This is a genomic window from Aeromonas sp. YN13HZO-058 (genome assembly GCF_001921245.1).
Taxonomy (GTDB): domain Bacteria; phylum Pseudomonadota; class Gammaproteobacteria; order Enterobacterales; family Aeromonadaceae; genus Aeromonas; species Aeromonas allosaccharophila.
Genome location: NZ_MQSY01000020.1, coordinates 64,912 through 88,019 on the forward strand (window position 1 = coordinate 64,912; position 23,108 = coordinate 88,019).

Consider the following 23,108-nt stretch of genomic DNA (forward strand, 5'->3'; position numbering starts at 1 on the left):
GCAATCTGCCCGATCAGAGCAGTTTGCTCATGATGACCAGATTGTGGGGGGGCTCGGTGCCATCGCTAGCCATGCGGTGACGCAAGGCTGGCACTATGTGGTGAATGGTCTGGAAGCCCAGTTTGGTATAGAAGGGCTCGGCGGTCTGGGTACCGAGATTGACCTCGCAAACCCCTTGCCGGGTCAGGTACTCCAGCACAGCATTGGCGAGCCGAGTGCCGCTTCCCGTGGGTTGTCCCGGTCGGATCACCACTGTGCCGATATAGGCGTAACGTCGCTCATCCTGGTTCCAGATTGATCCTGACATGCCACCCTGCAATTCACCATTTTCATCGCGCAGCATCAACACAAAGGTTGGCCGGATCTTGGGATCCTGCTCGTTGACGGCCTCGATATAGAGCGTCTTGCCTGCCACATGAGTGCCAGATTGCATCCTGAAGATCGCCGTATGGTCGGGGCCTGCGGGCATATGAACCGCTTCATGCCGATAACCGTGATCGACAAGCGGGGCCTGTACCTGAGGATAAGTGGTGAGTATCACCACCTCATTGATGAGATGACCCTGTTGCTGCTGCGCCGCGATCAGTTGCGCCAGATAATCGAGCGGTGCATTGAGAAAACGGGTTTCCGGGTAGTGGACGATGACGTTTGGATTGAAACCAAACTCCTGTTCACGCAGTTGCAGCAGGGCAAATAGCGCCAGCTGTCGCTCGCTCAGTTCATCGGGGGGGCTGTTGTCCGGCTGGAACAGTTCGAGCGGGTTATGTCGAGTGGTCATTGTTTCTCCAGAGAGTAAGGCGCGGGGATGATAGCACAGACAATGTAGTCAGCCTCCCGACGTTCCACGTGAAACACTTGCAGGAAAAACTTAAGTGGATGCTAGGTTGGTTGGTCAGCTAGCCGGTGGTCGTGCAACTGCGGGCATCATCAGGAGTTATGGCCGCGAAAAGAGCGTCGCCACTCGCTGGGGGAGATGGCAAAGCGGGCGCGGAAGTGATTGCGCAGGGAAGTGGCACTCTTGAAGCCGACCAGTTCGGCGATGCGGTCGATGGAATGGCCGCTTACCTCCAGCAGCTCCTGACTGCGCCTGAGCCGCTCCGCCAATAGCCATTCACCCACCGAGAGACCGGTAGCCTGATGAAAACGGCGGGTAAAGGTGCGTCGGCTCATCAGGGTGTGGGCCGCCAGAGAATCCAGGGTATGGGGTTCGGCCAGATGGGCACGCAGGTGATCGAGCAACTGGTTCATCCGGACATCGCGGGTGGAGGTGGGCACCGGCTGCTCGATAAACTGGGCCTGACCCCCTTCGCGGTGGGGCGGGATCACCAGTCGCCGTGCCACCTTGTTGGCGATGGCCGAGCCGTGGTACTGACGCACCAGATAGAGGCAGCAGTCCAGTCCGGCGGCGGTGCCTGCCGAGGTGACCAGCCCATCGTCATCCACGTAGAGGGCATTGGTATCGAGCTGCACGCAGGGAAAGCGGCGGCAGAAATCCTGTTCGTACTCCCAGTGGGTCGATGCCTTGCGACCATTGAGCAGTCCGGCATAGGCGAGCACATAGGTGCCGAGACAGAGCCCGACCAGCCGGGCACCTCTGGCTCTGGCGGCGATCAGGGCATCGAGCAGCGCCGCCGGTGGCCGTGCTGCCGGGTCGTGCCAGAAGGGGATAACGATGATCTCCGCCTCGGCCAGCACCTCCAGCCCATAGGAGGCCTGAATGGTGAAGCCTTGTGCCGAGTGTGCGTGGCGGTTGCCATCGCCGCAGCAGATCTTGAGCTCGAACAGCGGCTGGCCCGGCAGAATATCGCCGAAGATGAGGCAGGGGACGGCGCAGTGAAAAGGGCTGAAGTGATCAAAGGTAACCACGGCAACGATCGGGGTGGTCATGGTGTTGGCTCCTCTCTGCGCGCAGACCTCTCATCATAAGCGTTCTGCAGTGAAAGCCGAAGGGCCATGCGCGCTGTTCGGCATGGCCCAGTCAGTTACAGCGAGAGAGCCTCGCCATCCGCCGGTATCCGCACCCGATCCGTCATGCCCCATACCGCCAGATAGTCGCGCAGCTCCTGGCGTGACAGCACTGCGTGGTTGACCGCCTCCATATGGCTGGCGATCAGCGTGGCTTGCGGTGCGGCCTGATAAACGGCGGCGACATCCTCCTTGCCCATGATGATGGAACCGAGCCCGGGCACCTGTGCATCGCCACAGTTGAGGATGATGACCTCGGGTTGATGCTGTTGCAGGGCTTGCTCGACCCGGGGATGCCAGATGGTATCACCGGCCAGATAGAGGCACTGTTCATCGGGGTGGGAGAAGACCACGCCGCACACTTCTCCCATGCGCTCGCCCAGTACCGCCATCAACTGGTCGCTGCCGTGCTGGCCACCGGTCTGCTGCAGGCGAATGCCGGCAAACTCGGGCTGGTCGCTCAGCAGGCGCACATCCTCAAAGCCACTGGCACGAATGGCATCGGCATCTTTCTGATGTTGCACCAAGAGCGGCAGATGTTTGGGGATCAGGGCTCTGGCGGCGTCATCCCAGTGGTCGGGATGGTCGTGGGTGACAATAACGGCGTCCACATCGACCAGCGCATCGATCGGCAGTGGCAGCTCGACCAGCGGATTGCGCAGCTGGCTGTTGGCGGTGCCCTCAAAGCCGGGGAAGGCACCCTTGGCCGAGAGCATGGGGTCGATCAGAAAGCGGGTGCCAGCATAGTCGAGCAGCAGGGTGGCGTTGCGAACCTGGGTAATCTTCATGGGAGACTCCATATTGGCTGGTGGATATGCAACCCATTATGGGGGGCGGAGCGAGTTGCCATCAGTGGCCCACGGGTCGATTATCAGCATAATCGGGCCAACAGGTTGATGTGCCAAAGGTAGGCACGGCCATTTAAAAAATTTGAAAAAATCCCCTTGAAAGGAAAAAGTGAGCCCCTATATAGGTAACAAGGCCGGAACGCTCGGCAGAGGTTTCGACCAGGCGCCCGTCCAGAAGGAGGGCAAACAATCCGTTATCGCTCACAAGAGGGTAATACTATGCGTTCTATCGACTTTTCTCCGCTCTATCGTTCTGCCATCGGTTTCGATCGTCTGGCCAATCTCATCGAATCTGCGGCCAGCAATGGCAATGCCGGTTATCCCCCCTACAACATCGAGCAACTGGGTGACAACGACTACCGCATCAGCATGGCGGTGGCGGGCTTTACCCAGGAAGAGCTGGAGCTGAGCTTCCAGGAAAATCTGCTGACGGTGAAGGGCAACAAGCAGGCCGACACCGGGCGCAACTATCTCTATCAGGGGATCGCCGAACGTGGTTTCGAGCGCCGCTTCCAGCTGGCCGACTATGTGCGGGTGAAAGGGGCCGATCTGAAAAACGGCTTGTTGCACATCGAGCTGGTGCGTGAAGTGCCCGAGGCGATGAAGCCGCGCAAGATTGAGATCAACGGCTGATAGCCTGAATTCACTGAAATTTTAAAATTTCCCGGGTGCCGATGACGGGCCTGTGGAGAGTTGAACCTGTTGCTTATTAGAAGGATAGGATTATGCGTAACCTCGATTTTTCTCATCTCTATTCCAATGCCGTCGGCTTCGAGCGGATGGCCCGTGAGCTGGAAGGTCTGTTCGATCAGAAGACCGCCGCTTACCCCCCGTACAACATTGAGAAGCGCGATCAGGATGGCTATCGCATCACGGTCGCCGTGGCTGGTTACGAGCGCGAAGAGCTGGAGCTGGAGACCGAAAACGGCACTCTCAAGGTGAAGGGGCGCAAAGGGGCTGCGGCCGGTGAGCGCCAGTTCCTCCATCAGGGGATTGCCGAACGTGACTTTGAGCTCGCCTTCAAGCTGAGCCAGCACGTGGAGGTGCAGGGCGCCAAGCTGGAGCATGGTCTGCTGACCATCGACCTGGCCCGCGAACTGCCGGAGGCGCTCAAGCCCCGCGCTATCCCCATCGGTAAACCCGACCAGCTGGCGCTGCCCGGTTAAGCAAACCGGATCGCGATAAACGACAAAGGCCTGCATCTGCAGGCCTTTCTGTTTTTGCATCGCCGAACTGGATTAGCTGGCGTAGAGGCGGTTGATCTCCTCTGCCAGAATGGCGATGCCACGGCGCACCAGCTCCTCGCTCTGGGAGTAGTTAAGGCGGATGCACTCCTGACTGTGGCGCCACTCGGGGTCGTCGATGCCGGGGAAGAAGTAGTGACCCGGCACAATCAGCAGGTTCTTCGCCTTCAGTCGCTCGTAAAGCTCCTGACAGTGGATCGGCAAGCCTTCAAACCAGAGCCAGAGGAAGAGGGCCCCTTCCGGCTTGTGGATATGGAAGCGCGGGTCGGGGATCGCTTCGCGCAGCAGCTGCACCGCCAGCTCCACCTTCTGCTGATAGAAGGGTTTCACTACCTGTTCGCTGAGGGCGATGATCTCGCCGCTCTCGATCATCGGGATGGTGATGGCGGGGCCCAGACTGCCCGGCGCCAGATTGATGATGCCGCTCAGGTTGGTGATGGCCTGAATGATCTTCTCGTCAGCGATGACGATGCCGCAGCGGGTGCCCGGCAAGCCGAGCTTGGAGAGGCTCATGCAGAGGATGGTGTTGGCGTTCCAGAACGGCTTGGCTTCGCTGAAGATGATGCCCGGGAAGGGGACGCCGTAGGCGTTGTCGATCAGCAGCGGGATTCCCTTGTCGCGGGCGATCTGGTCGAGGTGTTCGATCTCTTCGTCGGTCAACACGTTACCGGTGGGATTGGTCGGGCGGGAGACACAGATCACCCCGATATCGTCACCCACCTGCAGGCTCTCGAAATCCACATGGTACTTGAACTGGCCATCGGGCAGCTTCTCGATGGTGGGCTTGTAGGCCACGAAGTAGTCGTCGGCCAGCGCCGAGTCGGCATAGCCGATGTATTCGGGGGCGAGCGGGAACAGCACCTTCTTCTTGCGGCCATCGGCAAATTCGCCGGCCAGCAGGTTGAAGAGGTAGAAGAAGGCATTCTGGCTGCCGTTGGTCAGGGCGATATTGCGAGCCGAGATATCCCACCCCAGCTCCTTGCTGAGCAGGGCTGCCAGCGCTTTGGTGAACCTGTCTTTGCCCTGTGGGCCGTCGTAGTTGGCCATCGCTTTGACCAGCTCGCCGTTGTCGAGCAGGCTCTTGGCCTCGGCCTGAAAGCGTTCCAGCATGGCGGGGATGGGGGCCGGATTGCCGCCACCCAGCATGATGGCGTCCGGATTGGTCAGCCCCTGATTGAGGTCATCCATGAGTTGGGTAATACCGGCGTGGCGAGTGAACTTCTCGCCGAACAAGGAAAATTCCATTCAGTGACAGATCCAGATTTGAGTTACGGGGATGTAGCACCATAGCTCAGTTTAAAAGCGGGTGTCGATCAAAAAGATGGGACGTTCCACGTGGAACATGGTGCAAAAATCAAGCGTGGTTAAAAGCACCAACAGTTGGTTTAAAAATGACCGAGCGGAATGCATTTTGCGACTCAATTTGGTATCGCAAGATGGTTAATTTAAACAAAATCATCATGTTATGAATTGCATGAGGATTGGCACAACTATTGGAATAGCTATCTGGTCATCTCAACCATACCGGAGCAAACCAGATGAAAAGCCTGATCGCTACCCTGATTGTGAGTGCCCTGAGCCTGAACGTGATGGCCAACGAAAACCCGCGGCCCGAGCTGGAGAGTGCCCGGCTGGAGCAAGATGTGCAGAGCGAGTTGCAACAGGCATCCCATGCCGTGGTGCAGGATGCGCTGCACAATCTCAAACCGCTGGCGCTGGATACCCTGGTGGTGGAGGCGAGTCAGGCAGTGGCGACTCACCCCGAGAGCTGAGGTAGCGTAAGGGAGTCTGCCCCGTATGTTGTTTGAAGAAGCTGATGAAGGCGCTGTCGCTGGAGAACTCCAGCGCAGCGGCAATCCGGCTGATGGACTCGCTTTCGGCCAGCAGCTCCATGGCGCGCAACAGCCGCCACTGCTGACGCCACGCCTGATAGCTCATGCCGGTCTCCCGCATGAAGATGCGGCCAATGGTCTTGTCACTGGCTCCCACCCGTTCGGCCAGCCGGTTGAGCCGATCGGGCAGGGCATCCCCCTGTTTCAACTGCTGTAGCCAATCGCCCAGTCTGGGATCGGTCGGTAACGGCAACTGCCATGACTCCCGCGGTGCCAGTCCCAACTCCTCCATAAACAGTGTCACCGTTCGCTGCTGTTCCTGTTGTGGTTTGTTCCACGGCCAGAGGGCCATTCGTTCGATCAGTTCGTGTAGCAGCGGATTGACCGCCAGCACCTCCACCGTGCCGGGCAATTCAGGGTGCGGCTGGAAGTAGAGAGAGCGATAGGCCACCACCCCACGCATCAGCACTCGATGAGGTGTACCTGCAGGTAGCCAGGCGGCGCGGGTAGGTGGCAGCAGGCAGACTCTATCTGCTAGCTCCATGGTCATGCAGCCGGATTGGGCGAACAGCAGCTGATGGCGCCGATGCTGATGCAGGCCCGAGTCGTGCCAACCGAGGGCGGAGGCGATGCCGATCACGCTGCCCGTCAGCTGGTCGGGGTCAAAAGGGTGATCGGGAAGAATAAAGGCCATATGTCCGATTTTTGATGTTTACAGTCCTGCTTATTGTAATCAGACAATCGGCATCTCTCTAGAATGGCGACCTCTTGTGAAGGAGGTTTGTCATGAACAACAAGTTGCCACCGCTCTGGCTGGTGGTGGGATTGATGATGTTTCCCCAGATTGTGGAGACCATCTACAGCCCGGTACTGACCCACATCGCCAGCCAGTTTCGGGTGAGCGAGGGGCAGGCATCCCAGACCCTGTCGGTCTATTTTCTGGCGTTTGCGGTGGGCGTGGTCTGCTGGGGACGGCTCTGCGATCTGATCGGGCGGCGTCCCGCCTGCTCACCTATGGCGTCGGCACCCTGCTGGCATTGCTGGCCAATCAGTTTGAGACCCTGTTGTTGGCCCGGATCATCTCGGCTTTTGGCGCCGCCGTGGGTTCCGTGGTGACCCAGACCATGCTGCGCGACAGCTATCAGGGCAGCGATCTGGCACGGGTCTTCTCGGTGATGGGCATTGCACTCTCCCTGAGCCCGGTGCTGGGGCTGCTCAGTGGCGGCCAGCTGGCGAGCGGGTTTGGCTATCTCGGAGTGTTCAGCGGTCTGCTGGTGCTGGCGGCTCTCTTGCTGCTGGTGGCCTGCTGGCAGTTGCCGGAAACCCGTCCGGCCACCACCTTGCGAGTCGCACTCTGGCCGCTGGCGTGCCGGATGATGAAGGATGGCGGGCTCTGGCGCAGCGCTGTGCTGGTCGCCCTGTTCAACACCATGCTGTTTGGCTACTACAGTCTGGCCCCGTTCCTGTTTGCCGGGCTGGGGTTGAGCACTGGCGAGTTTGGTTACTCGGGGATCTTGCTGGCGCTGGCGACCCTGCTCGGCAGCCTGCTCAACAAGCATCTGCTGGGGAAGGGTTGGCAGTCGTCATCCCTGGTCAGACTGGCTTGCGCTCTGGCGCTGGTTGCCGGGCTGCTGGTCTGGGCGAGTCAGGCCAGCCTCTGGTTCCTGTTGCCCATGATGGGCGTGGTGGTGGCTTTCGGGCTGGCGATCCCCAATGTGCTGAGTCAGGCGCTGTTGGCCTATCGCGAGGTGGCAGGCAGTGCTGGCGCTCTGTTCGGGCTTGGCTACTACCTGCTGCTCAGTCTGGGATTGGCGGTGGCGGCCGGATTGCAGGATCTCGGCCTGTTGCTCAGTGGCTGCGGTCTGCTGGCACTGCTGTGCAGCGGGCGCCGTTCCACGTGAAACATCAGTTGCCGATAAAGCGGTAGCCGATACCGGATTCGGTCTCGATAAGCATCGGTTGCTGGGGGTTATCCCCCAGCTTTTTGCGCAGGCTGGCGATGACGATGCGCAGGTAGTGGGTGTCTTCCTTGTGGCTCGGCCCCCAGATGTCGTTGAGCAGCTGGGTCTGCATCACCAGCTTGCCGGGGTGGCACACCAGTGCCTGCAGCAGGGCGAACTCCTTGCGAGAGAGGGGGATCTCCTCCTCCTTCATGGTCACCTTGTGGCTGCTGATATCGAGCGTCAGGCCGCATTGGGGGAAGTGGCGCTGCTCGCCACTGCTGACCCCGGCCCGCTGGCGCAAGAGCACACGGATACGGGCCATCATCTCGCCGATGCCGAACGGCTTGCTCATGTAGTCGTTGGCGCCGGCATCCAGCAGCCGCACCTTCTCCTGCTCCGAATCGCGGGCCGACAACACCAGCACCGGATTGGGGTGGTGCTCGCGAATGGCCTGCAACACCTGAATGCCATCGCCATCCGGCAGACCGAGATCGAGGATCACCAGATCGGGATTGAGGTGGCGATACTGCTCCAGCCCTTCATTGACCCCCACCGCCTCACTCACCTGATGCCCCTCGGCAATCAGGCTGATCCGCAGAAAGCGACGGATCGCCGCTTCATCATCTATGACCAGAATGTGTGCCATCGAACCTCCAGAGGCGAATGGTGGGAGGGGCTGATTGACCCGATCTGGCGGTCAGCCATCAGACCTCCGGTGAATTGAGGGCGAGCGGCAGGGAGATGCGCATGCAGGTGCCGTTGCCATTGGGGCCGGAGAAGGCCCAAATCTTGCCGCCGTGGGCCTCTATCATAGCGCGGGAAATGGCGAGGCCAAGCCCGGTGCCACGGCTGCCGCAATCGCCCACCGGCTGGGTGTAGAAGAGGTTGAAGATCTTCTCCCGATCCGACTCGGCGATACCGACCCCGATATCGATGATGTCGATGATGAGATCGGGCTCGGCCAGCATCACCTTGAACTCGATGGGGGTGCCTGCCGGCGAGTAGCGGGAGGCGTTGTCGAGAATATTGACCAGCACCTGCTCGATCAGAGCGCCGTGCACATAGAGCTGGGGCACATGCTGATCGAAATGGACCAGCAGCTTGTGCTGGCGCCAGGAGGAGTCGAGCCGCTTGCGGGCGCTCTCCACCAGATCCGCCAGATCGACCCAGTCCCGTTTCAGCTGGAAATCGGGGGAGCCGATGCGGGTCATATCCAGCAGATTCTGCACATAGCTGTGGAGGCGGCGCGCCTCTTCCTGTACCGAGTGGAGCAGTTCGTCGCGGTCTTCAGCGGGGATCCGGTCACCATATTCCAGCAGGGTACTGCCAGCCCCCATGATGGTCGCCAGCGGGGTTTTCAAATCGTGGGAGACCGAGGAGAGCAGGGCCGCCCGCATCCGGTCGGTCTCCGCCTGCAACTGGCTGTCGGCCAGCCGTTCGTTGAGGTCGATCCGGGCCAGTGCGGCGCGAATGTCGGTGAGCAGTGCCTGCAGTTGGTGCTCGGCGGAGGAGGAGAGCGGATTGGTCAGAGCTATGCCGATCACCAGATCGTCGCTGAGGTGGTGATACTGCGCCTCAGCGGCATTGAGGGTTGCGGTGTGGGCCCCGGCGCTCTGTTTCTGGGCCAGACACCAGTCGATGGCCGCCTTGTCGGTCTGTCCCGGTCTGTGCTTCTCGTTGCCGAGCCGGTCGTTGAACTCCTTGTCGATCACCACGGTCGGCTGGCCGAGTGCCAGCGAAATGGCCTGGGCACCTTGTCTCAAAACTTCCTCCGGACTGCTGGCGGTGGCCAGCCCCTGGCTGAGGGAGAGCAGGGCATTGCCCAGCTGCTGGGTCTCGCGCAGGCCGATCAGCTGTTGCCGCTGGCGGGAGGCGAGCCGTCCCGCCGTCATGCCGACGATAAGCAGCACGAACAGGGTGAGCAGGTCGCTGTGGTTGGCGACGCTCAGGGAGAAGTAGGGGGCGGTGAACAGCAGATTGTGGGCGATAAAGCCCAGCACCGCCGCCAGCGTCGCAGGCACCAGACTGGTGGTGAGGGCGGTCGCCAGCACCCCCAGCACGAACAGCAGCGGCAGGGCGGCAGGTGGTAGCCAGTAGGAGAGCCCCCAGGCGGCAGCCGAGGTGATCCCCATGATGGCCACCGCCAGCAGGCTGTGGTGGATATCCTTCGGCGTTGCGGAGCGCATCCCCACTCCGGGCTGGTGCTTCCCGGTATCGACCAGGGTGATTTCGAGCCCCTGTGCCTGCTTGAGCAGGTGTTGCACCAGCGAGCGGCGCCATGGCGCCTTGTGGGGTTTGCCGAGCAGCAACTGGGAGACCTGCTGCTGCTCGGCGGTTTCCAGCAGAGTGTTGGCGACCGCCGGGCTGGAGAGGGTCAGCACCTTGGCACCGAGGTGGGAGGCGAGCGCCAGCGCCTGCTCCACATCGGCAGAGCGGCGGCCATTGCTGTCGATATGCACCACCAGCCAGGGCAGCTGGCGGCGCTGGGCAAAGCGGTGGCCATAGCGCACCAGTGCCGAGCCGTGCTGATCGCCGAGGCAGACCATCAGTTTGCCCCGCAGCGGCAGCGTGGTCTTGCCCGCCGCCTGCCACTGCAGTTGCAGATCCCCCTCCACGTGGCTGGCGGCAGTCTGCATCGCCAGCTCGCGCAGGGCGGTCAGGTTGTTGAGGGAGAAGAAGGATTGCAGGGCGGCCTTGGCCTGATGGGGCACATAGACCTTGCCCTCCTTGAGGCGGCCGAGCAGCTCCTTGGGGGGCAGGTCGATCAGCACCAGACTGTCGGCTTCCAGCAGCACCTGATCGGGCAGGGTTTCTTTCACCCTGACCCCGGTCAACTGCCACACCAGATCGTTGAGGCTCTCCAGATGCTGCACGTTGAGGGTGGTGTAGACGTCGATCCCGGCGTTGAGCAGCTCCTCCACATCCTGCCAGCGCTTCTCGTGGCGACTGCCGGGGGCGTTGCTGTGGGCCAGTTCGTCCACCACGGCGATGGCCGGTTTGCGGGCGAGCAGGCCGTCGAGATCCATCTCCTCCAGCCGTTGCTGGCGGTGCATGTGGATCTTGCGCGGCATGATGGCGAGCTTGTCGAGCAGGGCCAGGGTCTCCTGACGGCCGTGGGTCTCCACCACGCCGATCAGGATGTCGACCTCCTCTTTAGCCTGTTCCCGCACCGCCTGCAGCATGGCGTAGGTCTTGCCCACGCCGGGAGCGGCCCCGAGAAACACCTTCAGCTTGCCCTTGTGCTCCTGTTCCAGACTCGCCAGCAGGGCGTCGGCCCTTGCTTCATCACGCATCCCCATGCTCCTGCATCAGACTCGTCAGCAGGGCATCAGCGCTTGCTACATCAGCCATTGTTATCCCTATCGAGCCAACTGCCCGTTTCGAAAATCGAGGTCATCACCAAACCGGAAGGGGCGCCATCAGGCGCCCTTTTTATGATCCAGTTGCAGATTCAGCTGGAGAATGTTGACCACCTGCGGGCCAAGGATACCAGCTTGTGTGGCCGACTTGACCTGCTCCGTCAGTTGGGCGGGATCCAGCCCACGTTCTTTGGCGACGCGGTCCACCTGAGCCAGCACCGCATCGAGCGGCAGGTGTGGATCGAGGCCGGAGGCGGAGCGGGTCAGCATGGCAGGAGGGCGGGTTCCAGGCTGTGCCTTGGCTGCCTGTGCGGCAAACTCTGCCCGCAGCGGTGAGCTCATCCCCAGATTGCTGGCGCTGCCGCCTATGGTGTTGAAATCGCTGGCGGAGGGGCGGGGATGGAAGTAGTCAGCCCGCTCGAATTTCTGCCCCAGCAGGGCGCTGCCGATGAGCTGTTGTTTGCTGTCGGTGAGCTGGCTACCGTTGGCCTGCCAGGGGAACAGCAGTTGGGCCAGCCCGGTGACCACCAGCGGGTAGGCGACCCCCAGCAGCAGGGTCAGGGTCAACAGGGTTCTGATTGCTATCATGATTCTCTTGCTCCAAAAGGATGGCTGGGGATGCGGGTCTGCCCCGCATCCCGGTTACGTCGTTACACCAGACCGAGGCCGGTAATGACCAGGTCGATCAGCTTGATGCCAATGAAAGGCACCAGCAGGCCGCCGACACCGTAGATCAGCAGATTGCGGCGCAGCAGACTGGCGGCCGAGCCTTTCAGATCGACACCGCGCAGGGCCAGCGGCACCAGCGCCACAATGATCAGGGCGTTGAAGATGATGGCCGACAGGATGGCGCTCTGCGGGCTGCCCAGCTGCATCAGGTTCAGTACCCCCAGTTGCGGGTAGGCGGCGATGAACAGGGCTGGCAGGATGGCGAAATACTTGGCCACATCGTTGGCGATGGAGAAGGTGGTCAGGGCGCCACGGGTCACCAGCAGCTGTTTACCGACCAGCACCACGTCCAGCAGCTTGGTGGGGTTGGAGTCGAGATCCACCAGATTGCCCGCCTCCTTGGCGGCCTGGGTACCCTCGTTCATGGCCAGCCCCACGTCAGCCTGCGCCAGCGCGGGCGCATCGTTGGCACCGTCACCGCACATGGCAACCAGACGACCATCGGCCTGCTCCTGTCGGATATAGGCGAGCTTCTTCTCCGGCGTCGCTTCGGCGATGAAGTCATCCACCCCGGCTTCGGCGGCGATGGCGGCAGCGGTTTTCGGGTTGTCGCCGGTGATCATCACGGTGCGGATCCCCATGTGGCGCAGGATCTGGAAGCGAGCCTTGATACCGGGCTTGATGATGTCCTTGAGGTAGACCACCCCCAGCAGTTTCTCCTGAGTGCAGACCAGCAGCGGAGTCCCACCCTGACGGGCGATGCTGTCGACTGACTTGAGCACCAGCTCAGGCACCGCCTTGCGGTCGAGGCTGAGGTAGTTCAGCACGGCATCGACCGCCCCCTTGCGGTATTGATGACCGTTGCGATCCAGTCCGCTCAGGCGGGTCTCGGCGCTGAAGGGGATCACCTTGTCATCATCCAGCTGGCTCGGCTTGGCGATGCTCTTGCTGGCCAGAGTCAGGATGGATTTACCCTCAGGTGTATTGTCACCCAGCGAGGCCAGCATGGCGGCTTGCGCCAGCAGGGAGGGATCTACGCCCGGTGCCGGGATCAGTTCGTCTGCCATCCGGTTGCCGAAGGTGATGGTGCCGGTCTTGTCCAGCAGCAGGGTGCGCACGTCACCGGCAGCCTCGACGGCGCGGCCAGACTTGGCGATGACGTTCAGCTTCACCAGCCGGTCCATTCCGGCGATGCCGATGGCGGAGAGCAGGCCGCCGATGGTGGTCGGGATCAGGGTGATGAAGAGAGCGATCAGGTAGAGGCGCGGTACCTGAGTGCCGTTGTAGTCGAGGAACCAGGGCAGGGTCGCGACCACCAGCAGGAAGATCAGGGTCAGCCCCACCAGCAGGGCGTCGAGCGCCATCTCGTTGGGGGTCTTCTGGCGCTTAGCCCCTTCCACCAGTGCGATCATCCGATCCAGCGTGCTCTCGCCCGGATTGTTGCTGACGCGCACCCAGATCTCGTCAGAGACGACGGTGGTGTTGCCGGTCACACCGCTGCGGTCGGTGCCCGACTCGCGGATGACGGGGGCGGATTCACCTGTGATGGCGGCCTCGTTGACCGAGGCGATACCGGCGATCACTTCACCGTCGGCCGGGATCATCTCGCCGCTGCGTACCAGCACCAGATCCCCCTTCATCAGGCTGGTGGCGGGCACCCACTCGCCCTGACCATCTTTGGCATTAGCCACACGACGGGCCTTGAGCTGGCTCATGCCCGCTTTCAGGCTGTCGGCGCGGGCCTTGCCGCGCCCCTCGGCCAGAGTTTCCGCGAAGTTGGCAAACCAGAGGGTCAGCCAGAGCCAGGCGGTCAGCTGCCAGGCCAGCGAGGGAGCCACACCCGAGAAGGGCTGCCCCAGCAGGGACTCCACGGTCGCCATCACGGCGGCCAGCCAGAGGGTGAACAGAATAGGGCTGCCAAACAGCGCCTTGGGATTGAAGCGATAGAGGGCCTCAACCATGGCTTGCAGGACCTGTGATTTCTGTTTTTTGCCCTTCACCTTAATGGTGTCGGTACTCATTGCAGTGGACTTGCTCATTGGAAAGCTCCCAGCATCAGATAGTTGGCCATTGGCATCCGGATGGTGATCGACAGGGTCAGGTTCATCAGAACGCCCCTCCGATCAGGCTCAGATGTTCGGCCACCGGGCCCAGTGCCAGCACCGGCAGGAAGGAGAGGCCACCTATCAGCAGGACAGTGATGATCAGCAGGGTAACGAACAGCGGGCCGCTGATGGGGAAGTCCCCTTCGCTCGTCTCCTGACGGGGTGCGCGGGCCAGCTGACCGGCGATGGCCAGTACCGGAATGATGTAGCCGAAGCGACCGAGCAACATGGCCAGACCGATGGCGATGCACTGCCAGTTGTCACCGGCTGCAAAACCAGCGAAGGCGGAGCCGTTGTTACCGGCAGCCGAGGCGTAGGCATAGATGAGGCGTGACAGACCGTGTGGGCCATCATGGCCGATGATGGTGCTGGCATCCGGCATCAGCAGGGTGATACCACCGATCACCAACACCCCCACCGGCATCACCAGCATGCTGGCGACCACCCACTTCATCTCGGTGATACCGAGGCGTTTGCCCAGATAGGTCGGGGTGCGCCCCACCATCAGGCCGCACAGGAACACGGTCAGCAGCACGAACAGCATCATGCCGTAGATACCGGCACCCACGCCGCCGAACACCACTTCACCCAGCAGCATGTTGATCATGCCCACCATTCCGGCGAGGGGGGCAAAGCTGTCGTGCATGGCGTTGACCGAGCCGTTGGAGGCGGCGGTGGTTGCCACTTCCCAGATGCTGGAGAGCACAGGGCCGAAGCGGCTCTCCTTGCCTTCCCAGTTGCCAGCCATATTGCTGGCGTCAGTGGTGAGGTGGGCGAGGGCTGGATCCAGTTTCAGCTCCTGAGTGATGGAGACGAAGAGCCCCAGCACCAGCATGAGGGTCATGGCACCGAGAATGGCACGGCTGTGGGCCATGTCTTTCACGTAGCGGCCCAGAGTAAAGACCATGGCGGCGGCGATGGTGAGCAGAGTCACCATCTCCAGCCAGTTGGAGAGGGCTGTCGGGTTCTCGAACGGATGTGCCGAGTTGATGCCGAAGAAGCCGCCGCCGTTGGAGCCAAGCTGCTTGATGGCGATCTGCGAGGCCGCTGGACCGAGCGGCAGCAGCTGCGCCTGACCTTCGATACCATGGAACGGCAGGTAGGCGGAGAGGCTTTGCGGCACCCCTTGCCACACCAGTACCAGCGCCATAATCAGCGCGATTGGCAGCAGCACGTAGAGGCAGAAACGCACCAGATCCTGCCAGAAGTTGCCAAGATTGATGGTCTGCTGGCGGGCGATACCGCGGAACAGGGCAATGGCTACAGCGGCGCCCGTCCCTGCGGAGACGAAGTTCTGGGTGGTCAGGCCCACCATCTGGCTGAAGTAGGAGAGGCTGGCCTCACCGGAATAGGCTTGCCAGTTGGTGTTGGTCATAAAGCTGACCGCGGTGTTGAAGGCGAGTTGCCAGCTCAGACCCGGCAGTTGTTGCGGGTTGAGGGGCAGCAACCCCTGCGCCATCAGGATCAGGAACAGCAGGCCGAAACCGGCGCCGTTGAAGGCCAGCAGGCTGAGGGCGTAGGACTTCCAGTCCTGCTCCCGTCCATCGGTGCCGCAACAGGCCAGCGTGGCGCGCTCGACCGGTGCCAGCCAGCGGGTTTTGCCTTCAAATACCCGGTAGATGTAGTTGCCCAGCAGCGGTGCCGGCAGCAGAACCAGCAGCACGAAGGCCACCGGATAGATCACTTCTTGCCACATATCAGGTCCCTCACTCGTGACTGCGCGTGAGTGCACGCAGCAGGTAGACCATCAAGGCGAGGACGAGCAGCAGATATAGCCAATTCATATCGACTCCATTGAGATAATTAGCTGCGAGAGTCGATGTAAAACCCTATCGACTCTGTTGGTGTCATTGACACTGAAAGGGTATGTAAAACAGGCGTAAAGGCGCCATAAAGCGCCATGGGGCAGGCGTAAAATCGGCGTAAAGAACGGCGGTTTTGCGAGAGAAAGGGCGAGGAGGGATCAAAAAACCCGGCCTGAGCCGGGTTTGGGTGAAAGACGATGCGATTGCCAAATCACCTGTCAGTTTTCATCAGGCATCACCACGCGCAGCGGGCGGGTCCCAATCTTTGCCCCGGTCACTCCATCGACCACGATGGCCTTGATTTCTGTGCCGGCCTCCATATCGAAGAAACGGATCATGTTGTCGTCGCCCCGATATTGGCGACCCCACTCACCAATCATGAAGAGTATCGGTAGAAAATCGCGACCGGCGGCGGTCAGCAGATACTCCTCACGGGGTGGATGTTCAGAATAAAGCCTTTTTTCCAGCAAACCCTCTTCGGTCAACGTCGCCAGTCGGCGGGTCAACATCGTGGGTGCTATCCCCAGACTTTTCCTGAATTGGTCAAAGCGAGTGAGACCGGCATGGGCATCGCGCAAGATCAATATGCTCCATGCATCACCAGCAATCGCCATGCTGCGCGCGATTGGGCATGGGGTATCGTAACTTTTTTTCATGTTCATACTGTTTTGATAGTGACTTGGTTGTGAATTGATAGTAAGTTGATATCAATTTGATAGTAACACTGCAACCACAAACAATCCACCCAACACGGAGATCTCGGACATGGTTACAAAGAAGATGGGGATCGCCTCGATAACCGGGAGATCTGCCAGTCACCGCCCGGTGACCACACTACGTCAGACAGGGCATATGGATTGGAAAGATGTGCCGACCCGTACCCTTGATGTGAACGGAACATCTTTTGCCTATCGGGCGCTGGGCCCCGACACCGGTGTGCCGGTGATCTTTTTGCACCATCTGATGGCGGTACTCGATGACTGGGATCCCGGTGTTATCGATGGCATCGCCGCGAAGCGGCGGGTTATCGCTTTCGATAATCGCGGCGTCGGCGCCTCGGAGGGATCGGTGCCACATACCATTGAGGAGATGGGACGTGATGCCATCGCCTTTATTCGCGCCATGGGATTGCAGCAGGTCGATCTGCTCGGGTTTTCGTTAGGCGGTGGTGTGGCGCAAATGGTGGCGTTGCAGGCGCCGGATCTGGTGCGCCGGATTGTGCTTGCCGGAACCGGCCCGCGGGGTGGTGGCGGTATCGACGAGATCAACAAGGTTGCCGCCACCGCCTACCTCAAAGCGGCATTGACGCTGAACGATCCGCGGCACTTCCTGTTTTTTCCCCGCACACCGGATGGCAAGCGCGCGGCAAAAGAGTACTTCTCTCGCCTGAAAGCTCGCACGACTGACCGTGACCAGCCCATCTCCCTGCAGGCCAGATATGCCCAGCTCAAGGCGATCCGGAGTGCGGGATTGAGTGCGCCGGATGATCTCTCGGTCATCACGCAACCGGTGTTCGTGGCCAATGGTGACCATGATCTGATGGTCGATAGCCGACTGTCAGCGGACATGGCTCGCCGGCTGCCGAATGCTCGACTGACGATTTACCCGGACTCGGGGCACGGTGGCATTTTTCAGCACTATCGGGCCTTTGTGCCCGAGGTGCTGGCCTTCCTCGCGGATGACGCAGACCTGACCCCGATGCACAGCCAAGGATGAATGACCGAACCATGAAAGCACTCACATTCAAACGTTACGGCAAGTCGCCGGAGATTGGGCTCACGGATATCCCGCGTCCCGCACTGAAGGCGGACGAAATACTGGTTCAGGTTTATGCCGCTGGCCTGAACCCGATCGACAACATGATTCCGACCGGCATGTTCAAACCGGTGCTTCACTTTCAGCTTCCCGCCACATTGGGCAGCGATCTGGCCGGTGTCGTGACCGAGGTTGGCAGTCAGGTGATCCGTTTCAAACCGGGCGATGCCGTCTTCGCCAGTATTTTCGATTTCGGAACCGGATCGCTGGCTGAATTTGCGGTGGTGCCTGAGCGCGCTGCGGCGTTGAAACCTGCCAATCTGGATTTCGTGCAAGCTGCCTCGATCCCGATGGTCGGGCTCACCTCATGGCAAGCGCTGAAGGAGCGCGCCAATCTGCAGGCTGGTCAAAAGGTGTTTATCCCTGCCGGATCCGGAGGCATCGGCACCTTTGCTATCCAGCTTGCCAAGCTGCTGGGGGCCAGGGTGGGCACCACCGTCAGCACCGGTAACATCGAGCTGGTGCGCGAGCTGGGGGCCGATGAGGTGGTCGATTACAAGCAACAGGCATTCGAGCACCAACTGCACGGCTACGACGCCGTGCTGGGGACAGTCAGGGGCGATGCGATCGAAAAAGCCATCGATATCCTCAAACCGGGCAGCAAGATTATCTCCCTCACCGGCCCGCTGGATGCTGCCTTCGCGCGTGCCCGGGGGCTGAACGTATTGCTCCGCCTCCTGTTCGGGCTGATGAGCCGAAAAATCAGGTCGCGGGCGAACAAGCGGAACGTCGCCTACTCGTTCCTGTTTGTGCGTCCCGATGGCGAGCAACTCACCGAAATCGGCGAGTTGCTCGATGCTCAACGCATCAAGCCGGTCATCGACAAGGTATTCCCGTTCGACCAGGCCAAAGAAGCGCTGGAGTACCTCGCCAAGGGCCACGCCAGGGGCAAGGTCGTCGTCAGCATCAAGCAGTGATCACTGCCGCATTGGCTCGTTCACCCACACCACCCATATCAAGGAAATAACATGACCACACTTCCTACCGTCTTTATCACCGGCGCCTCCAGCGGTATCGGTGCCACCTATGCCGAACGTTTTGCTCGTCGCGGCCACGATCTTGTTCTTGTTGCGCGCAACAAGTCACGGCTGGATGCGCTGGCCATGCGCCTGCGTGAGCAACACCAGATAGCCGTTGAGGTGCTGCAGGCTGACCTGACCAATTCGGCAGAACTGCCGGCACTGGAAACTCGCCTGCGGCATGACGCACGTATCGGCATCCTCATTAACAATGCCGGTATGCCGCAATCCGGGCATTTTCTGGAGCAATCTCCCGAGGCCATCGAATCTCAGATCGCGCTGAACATAACCGCATTGACGCGGCTCGCCGCAGCGATCGCACCGCGCCTTGCGCAATCCGGCACGGGGAGCATCGTCAACATTGGTTCGGTGGTGGGATTTTCGCCCGAGTTCGGTATCGCTCTCTACGGTGCGACCAAAGCCTACGTGCTGTTTTTGTCGCAGGGGCTGGCTCATGAACTGTCACCCAAAGGGGTCTACGTGCAAGCCGTGTTGCCGGCCACAACCCGCACCGAAATCTGGGCGCATGCAGGTGTGGATGTCAACACTCTCCCCGAGGTGATGGAAGTGGGTGAGCTGGTTGATGCCGCATTGGTCGGGTTCGATCGCCGCGAGTTGGTGACGATTCCGCCGCTTCATGTCGCCGAACGCTGGACCGCTCTGGATGAGGCACGTCAAGGGCTGATGTCGGATCTTCGCCAAGCCCATGCGGCCGAACGATATCAGCCGCAAGCCTGAGCACCTCAATCTGCCAGATTGGACTTGGATGCAATGCGAGGAGATACGATCGTCATGCCATTCAACCTGACAGCCACTGCGTAAGAACCGCAGTGTGATGGCGGTACTGATGCGCAGACCGTGGTCGAATCTCGCCGTGTGGTGATAGCGCTGCTACAGGAAGTGGTTGGCGTGTGGTGGCCCACTCTGTCATGCAGTCGTGAGTAGGGAAGGGAAGCGGAACTGAGTTGTCGAAGCCGGCCTGATGGTGATCAGGCCGGCTTCGACGTGCTTAGCGCATGGTTACAAACTCTTCTGCGCTGGTGGGATGAGGCGTGGGAACGCAGTTGTTGAAGCTGGCCAGATAGTGACAGGCCAGCTTCCAACGTGCCTATCGCATGGTGACAAACTCTTCCGCACTGGTCGGATGGATAGCGACACAGTTGTCAAAGTCCGCCTTGGTGGCACCCATCTTCATGGCGACGCCGAAACCTTGCAGGACCTCGTCCATCGCAAAGCCGATACCGTGCAGACCGACCACCTTCTCTTCCGGGCCGACACAGACCAGCTTCATCCTGGTGGGCTGGCGATGCTGGGTCAGCGCCGAGTACATGGCGGTGAACTGGCTGCGGTAGACCTTCACCTGATCTTCACCGTATTCGGCGATGGCTTCCGGCTCGGTCAGGCCAATGGTACCGATGGGCGGGTGGCTGAACACCACGGTCGGTACCAGATCGTAGTTGAGGTGCTCGTTCGGCTTGTTGTTGAACAGCCGCTCGGAGAGACGACGGCCCGCCGCGACGGCTACCGGGGTGAGCTGGATGCGGCCGGTGTTGTCACCCACCGCATAGATGTTGGCGACGGCGGTGTTCTGGAACTTGTCGGTCGGGATAAAGCCCTTCTCGTCCAGCGTGATGCCTGCGGCAGCCAGATTGAGGTTGTCGGTAGCCGGTACGCGGCCGATGGCCCAAATCAGGCAGTCAACGGTGAGGTGGCGACCATCTTCCAGTTGCAGGGTCAGGCTCTCATCGGCGTTCTTGAGCACGGCTTTGGGAATGGCGTGGGTGTGCAACTTGGGCCCTTCCTGCGCCATGATTTCCACCAGTGTCTCGTGGATCATGGGGTCGAAGTTGCGCAGCGGGGCGTGCTTGCGCACCACCAGATGGGTCTCGGAGCCGAGCGCCTGCATCACGCCAGCGATCTCCACCGCGATGTAGCCCGCACCGACCACGGCAACCCGCTTGGGTTGGTTTTGCAGGTCAAAGAAACCGTCGGAGTCGATACCCAGCTCGGCGCCCGGAATGGCAGGTACTTCGGGACGGCCACCGGTGGCGATCAGAATATGATCGGCAGTGTAGTGCTCGCCATTGACCTCGATGGTGTTGCTGCTGACGAAGCGGGCGAAGCCCTTGATGACGGTGATCTGGTTCTTGCCCAGTACGTTCTGATAGGACTGGTGGATGCGGCCGATGTAGGCCTGGCGGGACTCGACCAGCTTGGCCCAGCTGAATTGATTGAGGGTGGTGTCGAAACCGTAGTCGGCGCCATATTTCAGGGCATCGGCGATCTGGCCGGCATACCACATGGCCTTCTTCGGTACGCAGCCGACGTTGACGCAGGTTCCACCCAACTCTTTGGCTTCAATCAGGGCGACTTTCTTGCCATACATGGCAGCCCGGTTGGCCGAGGCGATGCCGCCGCTGCCGCCACCGATGGCGATATAGTCAAAATGCTGTGCCATTGCGAGGTTCTCCGCTCATTAAGAATGCAATCACAGCATGATGGGGATAAAGCGGCTGGCTCACAAGAGCCAGCGCTCAGTTATGTTGGATCGGCAGGCGAATATGGAACTGGGCACCGTTGCCCGGTTCGCTGGCACAGCTGATACGGCCTTTCAGCAGTTGTACCACCAGGTTATAGATGATGTGAGTGCCGAGCCCGCTGCCACCCTGGCCCCGTTTGGAGGTGACGAAGGGATCGAAGATGCGCGGCAATATTTCGGGCGGGATGCCGCGACCGTTGTCCGAGTAGTCGATAAACAGCTCCTCTCCCTGCTGCTCCACCTTGATGGTGATCTTCTTCGGCTTGTCCCAGTTGTCGAAACCGTGGTTGATGGAGTTGAGGATCAGGTTCGAGTAGATCTGGGTAAAGCTGCCCGGGAAGGAGAAGATCGACAGCTTGGGATCGCACTGGATATCCACTTCGCACTGGCTCTTCTTCAGTTTGTGACCGAGGGAGACCACTACCTGATGCAGGTTGTCGGCGAGGCTGAAGTTGTAACGTGCTTCCGATGACTGATCGACCGCCACCTGCTTGAAGCTGGCGATAAGCTCGGAAGCGCGGCGCAGGTTGCTCTGCAGCAGCTGCATCGATTCGTCGAGGTTGACGGTGAACTCGTTGAGATAGGAGCGCGACAACTGCTTGGAGTCGATATGGGACTTGAAGTCGGCGACCCGCTCCTGCAGATAGGAGGAGGCGGTCACGCTGATGCCGATCGGGGTGTTGATCTCGTGTGCTACCCCGGCTACCAGTGAGCCGAGGGAGGCCATCTTCTCCGACTCCACCAGAGTCTGCTGGGCCTGTTTCAGATCGTCGTAGGCCTTGCCCAGCTGGTTGTTGGCCTCGCTCAGGCTGCGGGTACGCTCCTCCACCTTGCCCTCCAGCTGTTCGTTAAGCTGGATAATCTCCCGCTCGACTGTTTTCAGCTGGGTGATGTCGTAGCCAAACCCGATCTGGTATTTGAGGTTGGGGCCATCGTAGAAGGGAACGAAGGTCCATTGCAGCACCAGCTCGTGGGCCTGCTGGTCATGCATGATGACCTCCTGATCTGCCAGCGAACCCTCTGCGGCCAGGATGTTGTTCAGCTCTTCCCGCTGGGTCGGGCTGACAAACAGATCCAGCCAGTTGTGCTGCAGCAGCTCCTGCTGGTGGTAGCCGGTCAGCAGGATGGCGGCCGGGTTGATGCTGGCAATGGTCAGATCCGGCTCCATGCAGCAGATGACCATGTTGGCCGAGTTGATCAGGGTGGCGGAGAAGTCCCGCTCCTGCTGCAACTGTTCCGCCGCCTGATGGCGGGCAACCAGTTCGTCACGCAGTCGGGTGCGCATCTGGTTGAGGGTGGCGACCAGGGTATCCAGTTCATCGGGTTTCTTGCGCGGTTGCGGGCGCCCCTCCAGCTCCAGCTCCATATCGAGCCGGTCCAGATTGAACTTCTGGGCGTAGCTGGCGATGCGATTGAGGTGCCGCACCACCAGATAGTAAATGATGATCAGGATACAAAATGAGACCACCAGGGTCTTGATGGTCTGGCTGACCATGATCAGCACCGATTTTTCGATCAGGCGCTGGTAAATCTGCTCGAGAGAGGCTGCAACGAACAGCTTGCCGACGATTTCACCCTGATAGGTGAGGTTGAATTCGCGGGAGATATCGTAGCTTTCCCGTTCGGTCCCCTGGGTCAACAGCGGGACTTCGGAGTTGCCGAGCATCTCCTTGACCATCACGAACTGCATGTTGGGCAGGTTCATGATCCCTTCGATCTGCACCTTGACCTGCTCTTCATCGAGGTTCCACAAGCTGGCGGCGATGGGTTGCAGGAAAGAGGCCTCGATCTGGCCGATGCTGTCTTCGATAACGGCCACATCCTTGCGGTAATCCCAGGCGAGTTGCAACACCGTAATGATCATCGCCAATACGGTACTGCACACCAGAATGTAGGAGAGCAGGCGGTATGAGAGTCCGTTGCGGCCTACGGCCTCGGCGGTCTTGGAGATAAGTCCTGACATGG

At 60.5% G+C, this 23,108-nt stretch carries 19 protein-coding genes and 1 pseudogene; 7 read left to right on the top strand and 13 right to left on the bottom strand.

Features of this window, described 5'->3' with window-relative positions:
• Positions 1 to 13 precede the first annotated feature (13 nt).
• From BSP75_RS04045 to BSP75_RS04055, 3 genes are all read right to left on the bottom strand, one after another.
• Positions 14 to 778 (bottom strand): GNAT family N-acetyltransferase, encoded by a 765-nt coding sequence (locus BSP75_RS04045; protein ID WP_075112302.1) that lies wholly within the window; start codon positions 776 to 778, stop codon positions 14 to 16.
• Positions 779 to 927: 149 nt separating this feature from the next.
• Positions 928 to 1,887, bottom strand: coding sequence for a helix-turn-helix domain-containing protein (locus tag BSP75_RS04050; RefSeq protein WP_075112303.1), 960 nt, complete (start codon positions 1,885 to 1,887; stop codon positions 928 to 930).
• Positions 1,888 to 1,982: 95 nt separating this feature from the next.
• A complete protein-coding gene (locus tag BSP75_RS04055) occupies positions 1,983 to 2,753 on the bottom strand; it encodes an MBL fold metallo-hydrolase (protein WP_075112304.1) in 771 nt (256 codons plus the stop codon).
• Between the two features lie 279 nt (positions 2,754 to 3,032).
• Here BSP75_RS04055 and BSP75_RS04060 point away from each other — a divergent pair, with 279 nt between their 5' ends.
• A complete protein-coding gene (locus BSP75_RS04060) occupies positions 3,033 to 3,446 on the top strand; it encodes an Hsp20 family protein (protein ID WP_005339298.1) in 414 nt (137 codons plus the stop codon).
• A gap of 92 nt (positions 3,447 to 3,538) precedes the next feature.
• Positions 3,539 to 3,979: an Hsp20 family protein gene (locus tag BSP75_RS04065; protein ID WP_075112305.1), complete on the top strand. Its 441-nt coding sequence runs from the start codon at positions 3,539 to 3,541 to the stop codon at positions 3,977 to 3,979.
• A 72-nt stretch (positions 3,980 to 4,051) separates the two neighbouring features.
• On the opposite strand, the gene BSP75_RS04070 is transcribed toward BSP75_RS04065, so the two are convergent.
• Positions 4,052 to 5,302: a valine--pyruvate transaminase gene (locus BSP75_RS04070; protein ID WP_075112306.1), complete on the bottom strand. Its 1,251-nt coding sequence runs from the start codon at positions 5,300 to 5,302 to the stop codon at positions 4,052 to 4,054.
• Positions 5,303 to 5,595: 293 nt separating this feature from the next.
• Between BSP75_RS04070 and BSP75_RS04075 the strand changes: the two genes are divergently transcribed.
• Entirely contained in the window at positions 5,596 to 5,829 is a 234-nt protein-coding gene (locus BSP75_RS04075; protein ID WP_075112307.1) for a hypothetical protein, read from the top strand.
• Here the strand turns inward: BSP75_RS04075 and BSP75_RS04080 are convergent.
• On the bottom strand, positions 5,759 to 6,583 hold the full coding sequence (locus BSP75_RS04080; protein WP_075112308.1) for a helix-turn-helix transcriptional regulator: 825 nt from the start codon (positions 6,581 to 6,583) through the stop codon (positions 5,759 to 5,761). The two genes, BSP75_RS04075 and BSP75_RS04080, sit on opposite strands and share 71 nt — an antisense overlap.
• 92 nt (positions 6,584 to 6,675) lie before the next feature.
• On the opposite strand from BSP75_RS04080, the pseudogene BSP75_RS04085 reads away from it, so the two are divergent.
• Positions 6,676 to 7,790, top strand: a pseudogene (locus BSP75_RS04085) (MFS transporter).
• A gap of 4 nt (positions 7,791 to 7,794) precedes the next feature.
• Here the strand turns inward: BSP75_RS04085 and BSP75_RS04090 are convergent.
• The 6 genes from BSP75_RS04090 to BSP75_RS04120 form a co-directional block, all read right to left on the bottom strand.
• Positions 7,795 to 8,478, bottom strand: coding sequence for a response regulator (locus BSP75_RS04090; protein WP_075112309.1), 684 nt, complete (start codon positions 8,476 to 8,478; stop codon positions 7,795 to 7,797).
• A 58-nt stretch (positions 8,479 to 8,536) separates the two neighbouring features.
• Positions 8,537 to 11,125 carry a sensor histidine kinase KdpD gene (locus BSP75_RS04095; RefSeq protein ID WP_075112310.1) on the bottom strand — a complete coding sequence of 863 codons (2,589 nt, stop codon included), beginning with the start codon at positions 11,123 to 11,125 and terminating at the stop codon, positions 8,537 to 8,539.
• 126 nt (positions 11,126 to 11,251) lie between these two features.
• Positions 11,252 to 11,779 carry a potassium-transporting ATPase subunit C gene (locus BSP75_RS04100; RefSeq protein ID WP_075112311.1) on the bottom strand — a complete coding sequence of 176 codons (528 nt, stop codon included), beginning with the start codon at positions 11,777 to 11,779 and terminating at the stop codon, positions 11,252 to 11,254.
• A 62-nt stretch (positions 11,780 to 11,841) separates the two neighbouring features.
• Positions 11,842 to 13,899 (bottom strand): potassium-transporting ATPase subunit KdpB, encoded by a 2,058-nt coding sequence (gene kdpB, locus BSP75_RS04105; RefSeq protein WP_075112312.1) that lies wholly within the window; start codon positions 13,897 to 13,899, stop codon positions 11,842 to 11,844.
• Positions 13,900 to 13,966: 67 nt separating this feature from the next.
• Positions 13,967 to 15,661 carry a potassium-transporting ATPase subunit KdpA gene (gene kdpA / locus BSP75_RS04110; protein ID WP_075112313.1) on the bottom strand — a complete coding sequence of 565 codons (1,695 nt, stop codon included), beginning with the start codon at positions 15,659 to 15,661 and terminating at the stop codon, positions 13,967 to 13,969.
• A gap of 327 nt (positions 15,662 to 15,988) precedes the next feature.
• Positions 15,989 to 16,426 carry a helix-turn-helix domain-containing protein gene (locus tag BSP75_RS04120; protein WP_232100221.1) on the bottom strand — a complete coding sequence of 146 codons (438 nt, stop codon included), beginning with the start codon at positions 16,424 to 16,426 and terminating at the stop codon, positions 15,989 to 15,991.
• A 196-nt stretch (positions 16,427 to 16,622) separates the two neighbouring features.
• Here BSP75_RS04120 and BSP75_RS04125 point away from each other — a divergent pair, with 196 nt between their 5' ends.
• Genes BSP75_RS04125 through BSP75_RS04135 form a run of 3 tightly spaced genes read left to right on the top strand, consistent with a single transcriptional unit; the run spans position 16,623 to position 19,342 of the window.
• Positions 16,623 to 17,486 carry an alpha/beta hydrolase gene (locus BSP75_RS04125; RefSeq protein WP_075112315.1) on the top strand — a complete coding sequence of 288 codons (864 nt, stop codon included), beginning with the start codon at positions 16,623 to 16,625 and terminating at the stop codon, positions 17,484 to 17,486.
• Between the two features lie 11 nt (positions 17,487 to 17,497).
• Positions 17,498 to 18,502 (top strand): NADP-dependent oxidoreductase, encoded by a 1,005-nt coding sequence (locus tag BSP75_RS04130; RefSeq protein ID WP_075112316.1) that lies wholly within the window; start codon positions 17,498 to 17,500, stop codon positions 18,500 to 18,502.
• Between the two features lie 51 nt (positions 18,503 to 18,553).
• Positions 18,554 to 19,342 (top strand): SDR family oxidoreductase, encoded by a 789-nt coding sequence (locus tag BSP75_RS04135; protein WP_075112317.1) that lies wholly within the window; start codon positions 18,554 to 18,556, stop codon positions 19,340 to 19,342.
• Positions 19,343 to 19,712: 370 nt separating this feature from the next.
• Here BSP75_RS04135 and gorA read toward each other — a convergent pair whose 3' ends face one another.
• Positions 19,713 to 21,062, bottom strand: a complete 1,350-nt coding sequence (gorA, locus tag BSP75_RS04140) for a glutathione-disulfide reductase (protein ID WP_075112318.1) — start codon at positions 21,060 to 21,062, stop codon at positions 19,713 to 19,715.
• 76 nt (positions 21,063 to 21,138) lie between these two features.
• Entirely contained in the window at positions 21,139 to 23,106 is a 1,968-nt protein-coding gene (locus tag BSP75_RS04145) for an ATP-binding protein (RefSeq protein WP_075112319.1), read from the bottom strand.
• Positions 23,107 to 23,108 lie beyond the last annotated feature (2 nt).